This window comes from Bacillus crepusculi, from assembly GCF_014764715.1.
GTDB lineage: Bacteria > Bacillota > Bacilli > Bacillales > Bacillaceae > Bacillus.
In genome coordinates this window covers 94,115-106,935 of the sequence record NZ_JACXXE010000004.1, presented here as the reverse complement: position 1 = coordinate 106,935, position 12,821 = coordinate 94,115, and the positions used below count along the sequence as shown (strand labels likewise).

Below are 12,821 nucleotides of genomic sequence, written 5' to 3'. Positions count from 1 at the left end.
ATATGGTCACAATGGAAACCGAGTGGTCACTTTTGACATAATAACAAAACGAAACGCTTATTTCAAGAAAACGAACTTAAAAAAATACCTGTGTGTATGACAGGTATTTTATCCTTTTTAGGCAGCTCATGAGATTGTATGTTAGAACAAAATACGGTACATTTATCGTATGAATAATCCAAACCATCCAACTCAAGAAGACATGACACTGATTTCTGTGCTGCAAGCATTGGCTGATCCTGTCCGGTTAGAAATTGTCCGCTGCTTAGCAGAAGCGGGGGAGAGGACATGCGGCACGTATGAGATGAATATTGCCAAATCCACGCTCTCCCATCACTTCAAAGTGCTGAGGGAGGCAGGCGTCGTGAAAGTGAGAATTGACGGAAAGCATCGCTACTATTCTTTAAGAAAAGAAGATATCGAGACCGCTTTTCCTGGACTCGTGTCATCCATTTTAGCCGTAGATAAAGAGCGGTGGTAAGCCAGCTGTCTAGTAAAGCAGCTGGCTGTTTTATTTCCCATAAATTGACTCGTGCAGTCGTTTCACTGCCGGTTGAATATCCTCTGGCTGCATATGAGAGAAGCCGAGGACGAGCGGGACGAAGCCTTCTTGATGCCCCGGCAAATGCTCATCAAGGGTGAAGCGATCCATCCCATACATTTTCAGCTTTCTTTCTTTGGCTCGCTGTAAAATCTCGTGCTGCGTTCGATCCGAGCGGAACTCTGCGATAAAATGAAGCCCTGCATTTTCCCCGATAATCCGTACGTTGTCAGCAAAGACGGTTTCAAGTTCTCCAATAAGCTGCTTCCGCTTTTCCTCATATAATCCATTCATTCTCTTAATATGCCGCTGATACGCGCCATCTTGAATAAAGTGAAGAAGGGTATATTGGGTAAAAAGGTTGGCCGTTTGAATGAAGAAATGCTGTTCTTTCTTATATCGTCTTAATAAATGCTGAGGCAACACCATGTAGCTAAGCCGAAGGCCTGGCAGCAATGATTTTGAAAAGGTCCCCATATAGATGACTTTGTCATATCGATCAAGACTTTGCAGCGCCGGGATGCTGTCTGTGCCATACTTAAATTCACTGTCATAATCATCCTCAATGATATAGCGGTCTGGCTGATCAGCTGCCCAATTTAACAGCTGAATTCGCCGGGAAATCGGCATGATTACCCCTGTTGGGAACTGATGTGAAGGGGTAATGATCAAGACATTCGGCTGTTTCCTGTGAATGTCGCTCATCCGCACACCTTTTTGGTCTATCCCAATCGTTTCAATTCGATGATGATTATTTTTCAGCATTTGATAGAGCCGGCGGTAGCCAGGGTTTTCTAACCCGTATACTTGATCAGCCGGAAGAATGCTCGATAACGAATGAATGAGTGATTGAGTGCCTGCACTTAAAATGAGCTGTTCAGGGTAGCATTTGACACCTCGGGCAAGTCCGATCAGCCGGGCAATCGTTTCTCGCAGCGCATAAACCCCCTGCGGGTGCGGAAGCTCACTAAAGGCTTCTTGGTGGAGGCTGATTGCCTTTTGTTCACTTTTCAGCCAGCTTTTAAAAGGAAAGTTTGCCGTATCAACGGAGATGTGTGAAAAAGAGTACCAGTCGTCTCTTGCAATGGGCTCTTCCTTTAAATCCGCTGGAAGAGACGATGGCTTCAGCTGACCCGGCTCATGAAACGTTTCGAGCGCTTCCACAAAAAATCCTTTGCGCTCAACCGAATATAAATATCCCTCGGCAAGTAGCTGCTGATAGGCACCGTTCACTGAATTCACGCTGACTTTTAATGTACCTGCTAACTCTCGTTTCGAAGGTAATTGATCGTGCGGCTGAAGATTCCTATTTAAAATTTCGTCTTTGATTTTCGTATAAATTTGATGATAAATAAACCCCTTTGCCCCTGTTTGATCTAGTTGAATTGTCAGCATTTCACCATTCCACCCTCTCTGATACCATGAAAAAAATGATATTGGTACTTTCTATCATACCAAAAAATATTCAGAATAATAAAAAAGACATAAAGGGGATGGATGACAATGAGTCAAACGACAACAAACCGTTTTTCAACAGAAGAATGGCAGGGGAAAAGAGATCAATACGTCGCAAGAGGCGTCAGTAATGGCAATCGTCATCTTGCAGCGAAAGGAAAGGGAGCCGAGCTGTTCGATATTGATGGGAATCGTTTTATTGATTTTGCAGGCGCCATCGGCACATTAAATGTAGGACATTCACATCCAAAAGTTGTGGAAGCGGTCAAAGCACAGGCAGACAGTCTGATTCACCCAGGCTTCAACGTCATGATGTACGAATCGTATATCGAATTGGCAGAAAAGCTATGTCACCTCACACCAGGGGGCCATGACAAGAAAGCCATTTTCCTCAATTCAGGTGCAGAGGCTGTTGAAAATGCGGTGAAAATTGCCCGTAAATATACGAAACGACAGGCTGTTGTATCGTTTACAAGAGGCTTTCACGGTAGAACGAATATGACGATGAGCATGACGAGCAAGGTCAAGCCTTATAAATTTGGGTTCGGACCATTCGCCTCAGAGGTGTATCAAGCGCCGTATCCTTATTACTATCAAAAGCCTGATGGATTAAGTGATGCGGCCTACGACGAGTACATCATTGATCAATTCAATCAATTCTTCGTCGCTGCCGTTGCACCAGAAACAGTCGCTTGTGTGGTGATGGAGCCAGTCCAAGGGGAGGGCGGATTCATTGTACCATCGAAGCGTTTCGTTCAGCACGTCGCTTCATTTTGTCAGCAGCACGGGATTGTCTTTGTCGCAGATGAGATCCAAACAGGCTTTGCGAGAACGGGAAAATACTTTGCCATTGAGCACTTTGATGTGGTGCCAGACTTAATCACTGTGTCAAAATCTCTTGCAGCTGGCCTGCCGCTAAGTGGCGTCGTTGGCAGAAAAGAACTGCTTGATGCAGCTGATCCAGGGGAGCTTGGGGGAACGTATGCAGGAAGTCCGTTAGGCTGCGTAGCAGCACTAGCCGTTCTTGATATCATTGAAACCGAACAATTGAATCAACGATCTGAACATATTGGACAAGTCATTGAGGACAAAGCGAATGATTGGAGAACAAAGTACCCATTCATTGGAGAAGTCCGAAGATTAGGGGCAATGGCAGCCATTGAAATTGTGGAAGATCAAACAACGCGTACACCTGATAAAAAAACAGCCGCAGCGATTGCATCATATGCAAATGAGCACGGGCTGCTCCTATTAACGGCAGGAATTAATGGGAATATCATTCGCTTTTTAACACCACTTGTCATCACAGATGAGCTGCTTCACGAAGGACTAGGGATCATCGAGGACGCCTTCAAAGCACGCTAAACAACAAAGGGGGATGGTTGTATGCAAAAACAACAAATGGCAAAAACCATGTCACAGTCAGATGTACTGTTCTTATCCATTGGTGCAATGCTTGGCTGGGGTTGGGTTGTACTTTCGGGAGATTGGATTTTAACAGCTGGATTTTTAGGCAGTGTGATTGCTTTTGTCATAGGGGGCATTCTCGTCATCTTTATTGGACTCACATATGCCGAGCTATCGTCTGCAATTCCAGAGACAGGCGGAGGGCTCGTCTTTGTCCAGCGGGCATTTGGGATGAAATCAGCGTTCGTTTCAGCATGGGGCGTATTGTTCGGTTATGTGTCCGTGATTACGTTTGAAGCGGTCGCTTTGCCAACAGTGATTGACTATGTGATTCCAACACAGCATGTTGGTTTCCTATGGAATATAGGGGGATGGGATGTTTATTTCACGTGGGTGTTGATTGGATCTGGCGGGGCGCTATTTTTAACAGCTCTGAATTACATAGGGGCAAAGCCTGCCGCCATTTTTCAGTCAGTTTTCACAGTGGCGATTATCCTTACAGGTTTTCTCCTTTTAGGCGGCGCGACATTTAATGGAGATTTTGCAAATCTTGAGCCGATGTTTCAAGGCGGGGTTGGCGGTCTCATGGCCGTTTTAGTCATGATTCCCTTTTTATTCGTTGGATTTGATGTCATCCCGCAGGTGGCGGCAGAAATCAATGCACCGAAGAAAATCATCGGGAGAATCTTGATTATATCAATCGTGAGTGCCGTTGTATTTTATCTGCTCATTGTCTTTGGGGTCGCGGCAGGGCTGTCAAAAGGCCAGCTTGAAGCCTCTTCATTGGCGACAGCAGATGCCATGGTGCAGCTTCTCGGTCATCAGGCATTTGGGACAGTGCTTGTCATTGGCGGTGTAGCTGGGATTGTGACGAGCTGGAACGCTTTTATCATCGGTGCAAGCCGTATCCTATATGCTATGGCGGAAAGAGGCATGATTTCCAAATGGTTTGCGTATATTCATCCAAAGTATAAAACACCGACAAATGCCATTTTATTTCTTGGGGCACTGGCCTTTTTTGCTCCATTATTAGGGCGCCCTGCCCTCGTATGGATTGTCAATGCAGGAGGCGTGGGAATCATCGTCGGGTATTTAATTGTATCCATCGCTTTTATGAAGCTTCGCAAAACAGAACCTAATCTTGAGCGTCCATATCGCATTAAGTATTGGCGGACAACAGGGGTATGTGCCATTGGACTAAGTCTCCTTTTTCTTTCATTTTATTTTCCAGGCATGCCGGCCTCCTTATCATGGCCAGCTGAATGGATCTTGCTTTTAGGTTGGGTACTCATTGGGTATATACTATATGTAATGAATCCAAGAACGAAGGAGAAGATAGAGCATGACAAACGAACTCAAAGTGTATAATCCTGCAACAGGGGAAGAAATTGCTTCAGTTGCTCAGCATACAAAAGAACAGATCGAAGACGCGATTTCCCGCTCACACAAAGCATTCAAAGCATGGGCAAAAACGTCAGCGCATGAGCGTGCCAATATCATTCGCAAGTGGTTTGATCTGATAATCGAACATAAAGAAAGGCTTGCCAAAATCATCACAGAAGAAAATGGGAAGCCGTATCAAGAAGCATTAGGAGAAATCGTCTATGCGGCTGGATATATTGAATGGTACGCAGAGGAAGCCAAACGGATCTATGGCAGAACCATCCCGTCCCATACGACGAATAAGCGCCTTTTCGTCACAAAGCAGCCAGTTGGCCCTGTTGCAGCCATTACACCGTGGAACTTTCCTGCGGCGATGATTACGAGAAAGGCAGCACCAGCACTTGCGGCGGGCTGTACGTTTATTGTGAAGCCTGCTGAAGACACGCCGCTAACAGCTATTGAGCTTGTGAAATTAGGACATGAAGCCGGGATTCCGGAGGATGCGCTGCAATGGGTTGTTGGAGATGGGAAAGAAGTGGGGGAAATCTTCACAGACAGCCCATTGATTCGCAAGATCACATTTACAGGCTCGACACCAGTCGGCAAGCATCTGATCAAAAACAGTGCCAGCACAGTGAAACACGTATCGATGGAGCTTGGAGGGCATGCCCCGCTCATCGTAGACAAGGATGCCAATCTTGAACTGGCTGTGAAACAAGCAGTCGCATCTAAGTTTCGTAATGCAGGACAAACCTGTGTGTGTGCCAACCGCTTAATTGTGCATGAAGAGATTCATGAAGCATTTGCTCAAAGCTTCAGCAAAGAAGTAGAAAAGCTGAAAGTGGGAAATGGGTTTGAAGAAGGCACATCGATCGGTCCAATTATCAATAAACGCGGCTTTGATAAAATTGTCGACCAAATTCAAGATGCAGTGGATAAAGGGGCGAAAGTGCTTGTCGGCGGCAAGACGGATTTTGACGATGAGAAGTCCTATTACTTTGTTCAGCCAACGGTGCTTACACATGTCGATCCTACGATGAATATCATGCATGAAGAAACCTTTGGTCCTGTGGCACCAATAACGACATTCCAAACATTAGATGAGGCGATTGAATTAGCCAACGATACACCTTTTGGACTTGCAGCTTATTTCTTTACAGAGAATTACCGAAACGGACTCTACATTTCAGAGAATCTTGATTACGGTATTATTGGCTGGAATGATGGCGGCCCATCCGCTGTTCAAGCACCGTTTGGCGGTATGAAAGAGAGCGGAATTGGCCGTGAAGGCGGTATTGAAGGAATCGAGCCATATTTAGAAACAAAATATGTATCCATTGGTTTAGATGGATAATAGAGACTGTCCGAGGAACCTCGGCAGTCTTTTTTTATATTAAACAGCTGGTGGGAAGAGCTGATCCACTGTTTCTTTCGTTTCCTGTAGGATTTCATGGATATAATCAGCAGATGCTTGATCCATACTGCTAAATAAAAGCCGTTCAACAGGCTCAACACCAATAAAATTAAAGACTTCTGTATCCGTTGTCATGTGATGAGAAGGGGGAACGATCCTATTGGAATCAAGAAAGGTCCTCGGGGAATCGTGTGTGTTGATAATGACACCTTTTTTGTCCCGAAGCAGATTTTCAATCGCCCCGTGCTCATTCATCTGATAAGCAAATCCCTGCGAAAAGACGCGCTCCACATAGCCCTTTAGCATAGCTGGCAGACCTGTCCACCATATCGGGAAAATAAACGTCAAGACATCCGCTTGCTGAATAAGCATCTGTTCTGTCTGAATGGCGACCGGCACATGACCGCGTTTGATCGCAGCCTTTTCCGCTAGGGTGAGCTCTGGCGAAAAGCCGAGGGCATAGACATCACGAACAGTCACATCATGACCATTGTTCAAAAGAGTGCTCACAACAAGATCTAATAAGGTTTGGTTTAAGCTTTGCTGGGGATGAGCAAAAATGATTAGATGGTTCATCTTATAGCCTCCTACGTGGTCATGTGTCTCATTATGGCATGCACCAGTATCCTATTCAATCCTGTATTGGAAATCATAGGTTGGGAAAATAAAAAGCGATCGTTTCCAAGAAAACGACCGCTCTTATAAGGTTTATTTTTTTCTGAAAGCAAGTCCGAGTGCAATAAGGGCTACGACTAGTGCGGCAATGGACAGACCAAGGACAAGTGGTGAGGAAGAAGTGGAGGCTGTTTCAGATGCCTTTTCTTCTTTTGGTTTTTCTTGACCGTGTGAATCAGTTGCCGTATTAGATGCCACAATATTTGTGATGGAGTGAGGTTTATCCGCGTCTTGATCGCCAGTCCATTCAACGACTGTTCCATCCTTATAATATTGATACGCATCCCATGCAGCTTCACCTGCTTTTTCAGGATTCTTTGCCACAAAAACAAATTGCTGGAACTGTCCGGCAAGCACGCCTTTACCCGTTGCTTCCCAAGTGACTCTTGTTACCTTGCCATCCTTTTCTTCCGTTGTTGTTTTCCAGCCAGGTATTGGCTCGTATTGCTGGAACTCGACGCCTTTAGGCATTGTGATGACAACCTTTGTTGTCGGGCTGTCACTTTCAGAAGGTACCTTTAACGTATACGTTTCCCAAGCGTTTGTCGCAGACGTATCAGGTTTGACTGTCATGTGCGCACTCACAGGGATCGCCAGTAAAAATGAAACGAGAAGCATTGGTAATAAAGCTTTAACATATTTTTTCATGTGATATGAACTCCTTTTTAGTTTCTTCTAATAAATGTGGTATCGATATTTTCAAAAGAACCAGTCAACGCATGGATTTCAATCTTCCATGTGCCTTTTTCGTTTAATAAGAGATTTTCAGCAGAGAAATGTCCATTTTTTAATCGTTCTAGCTGAAATTCACTAGGTGTCTCATCACCCAATAAGGCGACCTTATGGATCTTGGCTGTCACAGATTGGATGTCAGTGATCGTTTGTCCATCCTTCTTCGTAAATGCCACCTCAAACGTATTTTTCCCAGGAGCATTCGGGGTAATGCTCAAGGACACAATGTCACGATGCTCGACCTGATTGGCACCAAAGAATGGCTCAGGTGCAGGCGGCGGAGGGCTTGGAATATTGGTAAACACAGCCGTTAATAACAAAATAGCGATTCCGATGATCCATTCAGCTCGTAAGGAAATGTGACGTTTCTGCTTCTTTTCCCATCTCAGCATCAAGTAGTGGAAAAGACCAAGAAGGCCCATGATGATAAATAAACCAAGCTTGATCAAAAAGGTGCGTCCGTACGCTGATTGGAAAAGGGCATCAAACGATTGCAAAATAAAGATGGCATTCACAAATCCTGAAAACACAATGAGTCCAACCGAAAGCAGTGCCCACGGATGAAAGGCTGTCAGTGTACGGCGCATGAGCGGCTGATCTTCATCTGGCAGCTTCTTCATCAACAGGAGAACAATGGCTGTTAAACCACCGACCCAAATCGATGCAGAGACGAGATGGATAAAATCAAGTGACGTTGTCAGTATTTTATTATCTGTTGCTGCTGGATGACCGATTTGTGCTTTCAGCCAAAGAAGCACCGCGAAAATGAGTAGCGGAAACAGCCATACCCGAAAAGAAGTGAAGTTCCCTTTTTTCATCGCCACAATGGTCCAAATGGCAAGAAGAACAAACGACACCATGAGCATCATCCACAGACCCCCGCCAGAAGTCGACGCAATGGTTTCTTGTAAAAGCGATGGCTGAAACGCACCCCAAAAGGACACCTCTGCCGCTGATTTTGTTTGAATCGGCAGCTGGAACAAGAGTGCTCCGCCCATCATGATGAGTGACAATGTCAAAAGCCACTTCATTCGTTTAGCTAATGTGTGTGAAATGGCAGCTTGAAACCAAAACAGTCCAAACAAAATGGTCCCAAGGAATAAGCTAAACGACGTATAAAGAAAGGCTTTGTCAATGGTCGAAGCCATGTCGATAGATTCATTCGTTTGACCTTGATCTAGTTGGTCAAAACCCCCATCTGCTTTTCCAATACTAAATGGAATCATGCCAGAGACAGAGTGTCCATCCGCTGATACCGCATTCCACTGAATGGTGTAAATCCCTTTTGGTAAATCCTTTTTTAAAGCAGCTTCCATCATCTTTTGATCTTTAATGACCGTATCTCCCTTATCCACACGATCACCTTTTGCATTTAGCACCTTAATGGCATGAAACCCGCTTTCAATTCCTTCACTAAATGTGATAGAGACTGAAGGAGGCTGCTGATCCAGCTCTTCATTTGCTGCTGGATTTGAGCTCACCACATATGCATGAGCAAATGCTTCCTTTGGCATGAAAAAAGCGAGCATGATGATAAGAAGCAGGAGCCACTTACTATTTTTCAACAAGGTGAATAACCGCCTTTCTACGTATGAAAATGTCTCATGTATCAGAAAGAAAGCGGCAGTAAACTGTGAGTCACAGAAAAAACCGCTCTTTCTATTGTACCGCCCACTTTAAAAGGTAAACGAAACAAATAGCCAGATGGTTCACTTTTTCTGTGTCATGTCTGCGCAGACGTTTCTTGAATGTTTGATCAATATAAGCCTATTCGATTTAAGTAGAGGAAACAAGAAGTGACCATTTGAAAGTTGTGAAATTCCAATGAATTTTGCGCCAAAACAACAGTAGATTCAGTTTTTACCCCGCTATCATCTATGGTATGCCGAGAGGTGTCACATTATTTTTCAATTTTGTCACACACTATGTGACAAAGTGACATTTAGTTTCGATTGAAGGGAAAGTGAAAGCGTTTTACGATAGGGATAAGGGCTTCACTGACACTTGTTCTTATATCTTTTGACCTATAAAGCCCTGAATAAAGGGAGAGAAGAAAGGAGTTTTCACAGATGCAGGAAAAAAGCGGATTCCGCGTGAAAGTACAGCGCTTTGGAAGCTATTTAAGCGGTATGATTATGCCGAATATTGGAGCGTTTATCGCTTGGGGACTCATCACGGCCTTGTTCATTCCAAGTGGTTATTTTCCAAATGAACAATTAAATACACTTGTTGGACCAATGATCAACTACTTACTGCCGCTATTAATCGGTTACACAGGCGGTAAGCTCGTATATGACCACCGAGGCGGGGTACTCGGTGCAACCGCTACGATTGGGGTCATTGTCGGTTCGGACATCCCAATGTTTTTAGGCGCAATGATTATGGGACCACTTGGCGGTTACCTGATTAAGAAAATTGATCAGCTGTTCAAAGATCGAATCAAATCGGGCTTTGAGATGCTTGTGAATAACTTTACGGCAGGGATTCTAGGTGCCATTCTTGTCGTCATTGCCTTCTACGCCATCGGCCCAGTGGTACTAGGTCTGAATAAAGCCCTTGCGGCAGGTGTAGATATCATTGTTAATGCACATTTACTTCCGCTCGCAAGTATCTTTATTGAACCAGCAAAAGTATTGTTCTTAAACAATGCGATTAACCAAGGAATTTTAGGTCCTTTAGGGGTGGAGCAAGCGGCGAAGACAGGGCAGTCCATTCTGTTCTTGCTTGAAACAAACCCAGGACCAGGTCTAGGTGTTCTTTTAGCCTATATGTTCTTTGGAAGAGGGAATGCAAAGCAGTCTGCACCTGGTGCGATTGTGATTCAATTCTTAGGGGGAATTCATGAAATTTACTTCCCGTACATCTTAATGAAGCCAAAGCTCATTTTGGCGGTCATTGCAGGGGGAGCAAGCGGCGTTTTGACCTTTACCCTTTTAAATGCAGGCTTAAAGGCTGTGCCATCACCAGGAAGTATTATTGCCCTCATGCTCATGTCACCAAAAGGCGGTCACCTTGCCGTTCTAGCAGGTGTTGTCGTGGCAGCGATCGTATCGTTCCTTGTCGCTTCTGTGATTTTAAAAGCGTCCAAGGAAACAGATGAGGACCTAACGGCGGCAACCGAAAAAATGCAAGACATGAAAGGGAAGAAAAGTGCAGCAGCTGCCGCTCTAACTGCACAAAAGGAAGAAGCTCAAGGAAGCGAGCAATCAGCATCTCCAAGTGATGTCAATCCAGATGACGTGAACAAAATCATCTTTGCCTGCGACGCAGGAATGGGTTCAAGTGCGATGGGCGCATCCATCTTAAAGAATAAAGTCAAAAAGGCAGAGCTTGATATTGATGTGACAAACACATCCATCAGCAACATCCCAGATGATGCGGATGTGGTCTTTACTCATAAAGATTTAACAGACAGAGCCAAGGCAAAGCTGCCAGGAGCTGTGCATATCTCAGTGGATAATTTCTTAAACAGCCCGACATATGATGAGCTGATTGAGAAATTGAAAAAATAACATGACGAAACGGGTTGAGTTCAATTTTTTCTCATTGAACTCCCCGTTTTGGTTGTTTTCTTGATTTTCTATTCTAAAAAAAGGTGTGTGAGCATTCATGAAACAAGTACTTTCAAAAGACAATATTTTTCTAAACGAACAAGCAGGCTCTAAGGAAGAAGCTATTAAAAAAGCAGGCGAAGTCCTCGTAGCAAACGGCTATGTCACAAGTGATTATGTCGACAAAATGTTTGAAAGAGAAAAGATTTCTTCTACTTTTATGGGCAACGGGATTGCGATTCCTCATGGAACAGAGGATGCGAAAGCGGCTGTCCTTCATTCGGGGATTTCTATCATTCAAATTCCAGAGGGCGTTGAATACGGAGAAGGAAATATCGCCAAAGTCGTCTTTGGCATCGCTGGTAAAAACAACGAACATCTTGATATTCTTTCTCAAATTGCGATTGTCTGTTCAGAAGAAGAAAATGTAGAACGCATTATTCATGCAAAGGATCAGGATGAACTGATCGCCATCTTTAACGAGGTGAACTAACATGAAGGCACTTCATTTTGGAGCAGGGAATATTGGCAGAGGGTTTATCGGATCTTTGTTAAAAGCATCAGGCTTTGAGCTTGTGTTTACCGATGTAAATGAAGCGGTCATTCATGAGCTGAATGAAAGAGGAGAATACACGGTTGAACTCGCAGCGCCAGGGCAAAAGCAAGAAGTTGTAGGTCCTGTGTCAGCGATCAATTCCGTGCAAAACCCAGCGGCATTGACAGAGGCCGTTGCATCAGCCGATTTGATTACAACAGCTGTTGGACCAGCCGTTTTGAAGATGATTGCTTCATCAATTGCTGAAGGATTAAAACAAAAAAAGCCTGACCATATTATCAATATCGTGGCGTGTGAAAATATGATTGGAGGCAGCTCACATTTAAAGGAAGCCGTTTTCTCTCATTTAACAGAGGATGAACAAGAAGCGTTGTCACAAACAGTCGGTTTTCCGAACGCTGCCGTTGACCGCATTGTTCCGATTCAGCACCATGAAGACCTTCTCAAAGTATCAGTCGAGCCATTTTTCGAATGGGTCATTGATGAAACGGGCTTTGTTGGAGACGTCCCTCAAATTGACGGAGCGACCTTTGTCCAAGATTTGACGCCGTATATTGAACGAAAGCTCTTCACTGTCAACACTGGACATGCACTAGCTGCTTATGTCGGGTATCAGCAAGGCGTAAAAACCATTAAAGAAGCTGTCGATACACCAGAGATTCGTCAAGTGATCGAAGGTGCCCTTCACGAAACGGGCAGTTATTTAATCGACACATATGGCTTTCAGCAAGAAGAGCATGATGCGTATATACAAAAAATCATCAAGCGCTTTGAAAATGCTTTTATCTCCGACGAGGTCACTCGTGTTGCACGTTCCCCGCTTAGAAAGCTTGGGGCAAATGACCGTTTAATCGGTCCAGCGAAGAAGATCAAACAACCGGTGTATTTAATAAAAGGCATCGCTGCTGCCTTGGCTTACGACTTTGCAGAAGATGAAGAAGCGGTTCGCTTGCAGGCATTAAGAAAAGAAACAGGCATTGAAGGTGTGCTAGAAGAGGTATGTGGACTCACGCCGACAGACGAGCTCTATCAAGCCATTCTCAAAGAAGCCGCTCTATAATTGAGAAAATCCCTTTCCAACATGTGAAAGGGATTTTTTCTATGACT

Annotated in this window: 11 protein-coding genes; 7 read left to right on the top strand and 4 right to left on the bottom strand. The window is 44.4% G+C overall.

Features of this window, described 5'->3' with window-relative positions; all coding sequences use genetic code 11:
* The first annotated feature begins 169 nt into the window (after window positions 1-169).
* Window positions 170-481 (top strand): ArsR/SmtB family transcription factor, encoded by a 312-nt coding sequence (locus IEE86_RS09655; RefSeq protein ID WP_191097025.1) that lies wholly within the window; start codon window positions 170-172, stop codon window positions 479-481.
* Window positions 482-511: 30 nt separating this feature from the next.
* Here IEE86_RS09655 and gabR read toward each other — a convergent pair whose 3' ends face one another.
* Window positions 512-1,936 carry a MocR-like transcriptional regulator GabR gene (gabR, locus tag IEE86_RS09650; protein ID WP_191097024.1) on the bottom strand — a complete coding sequence of 475 codons (1,425 nt, stop codon included), beginning with the start codon at window positions 1,934-1,936 and terminating at the stop codon, window positions 512-514.
* 108 nt (window positions 1,937-2,044) lie between these two features.
* Here gabR and gabT point away from each other — a divergent pair, with 108 nt between their 5' ends.
* Genes gabT through IEE86_RS09635 form a run of 3 tightly spaced genes read left to right on the top strand, consistent with a single transcriptional unit; the run spans window position 2,045 to window position 6,140 of the window.
* Window positions 2,045-3,361, top strand: coding sequence for a 4-aminobutyrate--2-oxoglutarate transaminase (gene gabT, locus IEE86_RS09645; protein WP_191097023.1), 1,317 nt, complete (start codon window positions 2,045-2,047; stop codon window positions 3,359-3,361).
* Window positions 3,362-3,382: 21 nt separating this feature from the next.
* Window positions 3,383-4,771, top strand: coding sequence for an APC family permease (locus tag IEE86_RS09640; RefSeq protein ID WP_191097022.1), 1,389 nt, complete (start codon window positions 3,383-3,385; stop codon window positions 4,769-4,771).
* Window positions 4,746-6,140: an NAD-dependent succinate-semialdehyde dehydrogenase gene (locus tag IEE86_RS09635; protein WP_191097021.1), complete on the top strand. Its 1,395-nt coding sequence runs from the start codon at window positions 4,746-4,748 to the stop codon at window positions 6,138-6,140. The genes IEE86_RS09640 and IEE86_RS09635 overlap by 26 nt, the downstream gene beginning before the upstream one ends.
* Window positions 6,141-6,179: 39 nt before the next feature.
* On the opposite strand, the gene IEE86_RS09630 is transcribed toward IEE86_RS09635, so the two are convergent.
* From IEE86_RS09630 to IEE86_RS09620, 3 genes are all read right to left on the bottom strand, one after another.
* Window positions 6,180-6,776 carry an NAD(P)H-dependent oxidoreductase gene (locus IEE86_RS09630; RefSeq protein ID WP_191097020.1) on the bottom strand — a complete coding sequence of 199 codons (597 nt, stop codon included), beginning with the start codon at window positions 6,774-6,776 and terminating at the stop codon, window positions 6,180-6,182.
* Between the two features lie 132 nt (window positions 6,777-6,908).
* Window positions 6,909-7,523: a YcnI family copper-binding membrane protein gene (locus tag IEE86_RS09625; protein ID WP_191097019.1), complete on the bottom strand. Its 615-nt coding sequence runs from the start codon at window positions 7,521-7,523 to the stop codon at window positions 6,909-6,911.
* Window positions 7,524-7,540: 17 nt separating this feature from the next.
* Window positions 7,541-9,175, bottom strand: coding sequence for a copper resistance CopC/CopD family protein (locus tag IEE86_RS09620; protein ID WP_191097018.1), 1,635 nt, complete (start codon window positions 9,173-9,175; stop codon window positions 7,541-7,543).
* 501 nt (window positions 9,176-9,676) lie between these two features.
* Here IEE86_RS09620 and IEE86_RS09615 point away from each other — a divergent pair.
* The 3 genes from IEE86_RS09615 (at window position 9,677) to IEE86_RS09605 (ending at window position 12,774) form a co-directional block, all read left to right on the top strand.
* Window positions 9,677-11,119 (top strand): PTS mannitol transporter subunit IIBC, encoded by a 1,443-nt coding sequence (locus tag IEE86_RS09615; protein WP_191097017.1) that lies wholly within the window; start codon window positions 9,677-9,679, stop codon window positions 11,117-11,119.
* Between the two features lie 97 nt (window positions 11,120-11,216).
* Window positions 11,217-11,651: a PTS mannitol transporter subunit IIA gene (locus tag IEE86_RS09610; protein WP_191097016.1), complete on the top strand. Its 435-nt coding sequence runs from the start codon at window positions 11,217-11,219 to the stop codon at window positions 11,649-11,651.
* Between the two features lies 1 nt (window position 11,652).
* The gene (locus tag IEE86_RS09605) at window positions 11,653-12,774 is read left to right on the top strand and encodes a mannitol-1-phosphate 5-dehydrogenase (RefSeq protein WP_191097015.1); all 1,122 of its coding nucleotides are present in this window, start codon (window positions 11,653-11,655) and stop codon (window positions 12,772-12,774) included.
* Window positions 12,775-12,821: the final 47 nt, after the last annotated feature.

Coding starts and splice junctions, on each gene's coding strand:
- IEE86_RS09655 (WP_191097025.1), top strand. CDS start 170: ATGAATAATCCAAACCATCCAACTCAAGAAGACATGACACTGATTTCT.
- gabR (WP_191097024.1), bottom strand. CDS start 1,936: ATGCTGACAATTCAACTAGATCAAACAGGGGCAAAGGGGTTTATTTAT.
- gabT (WP_191097023.1), top strand. CDS start 2,045: ATGAGTCAAACGACAACAAACCGTTTTTCAACAGAAGAATGGCAGGGG.
- IEE86_RS09640 (WP_191097022.1), top strand. CDS start 3,383: ATGCAAAAACAACAAATGGCAAAAACCATGTCACAGTCAGATGTACTG.
- IEE86_RS09635 (WP_191097021.1), top strand. CDS start 4,746: ATGACAAACGAACTCAAAGTGTATAATCCTGCAACAGGGGAAGAAATT.
- IEE86_RS09630 (WP_191097020.1), bottom strand. CDS start 6,776: ATGAACCATCTAATCATTTTTGCTCATCCCCAGCAAAGCTTAAACCAA.
- IEE86_RS09625 (WP_191097019.1), bottom strand. CDS start 7,523: ATGAAAAAATATGTTAAAGCTTTATTACCAATGCTTCTCGTTTCATTT.
- IEE86_RS09615 (WP_191097017.1), top strand. CDS start 9,677: ATGCAGGAAAAAAGCGGATTCCGCGTGAAAGTACAGCGCTTTGGAAGC.
- IEE86_RS09610 (WP_191097016.1), top strand. CDS start 11,217: ATGAAACAAGTACTTTCAAAAGACAATATTTTTCTAAACGAACAAGCA.
- IEE86_RS09605 (WP_191097015.1), top strand. CDS start 11,653: ATGAAGGCACTTCATTTTGGAGCAGGGAATATTGGCAGAGGGTTTATC.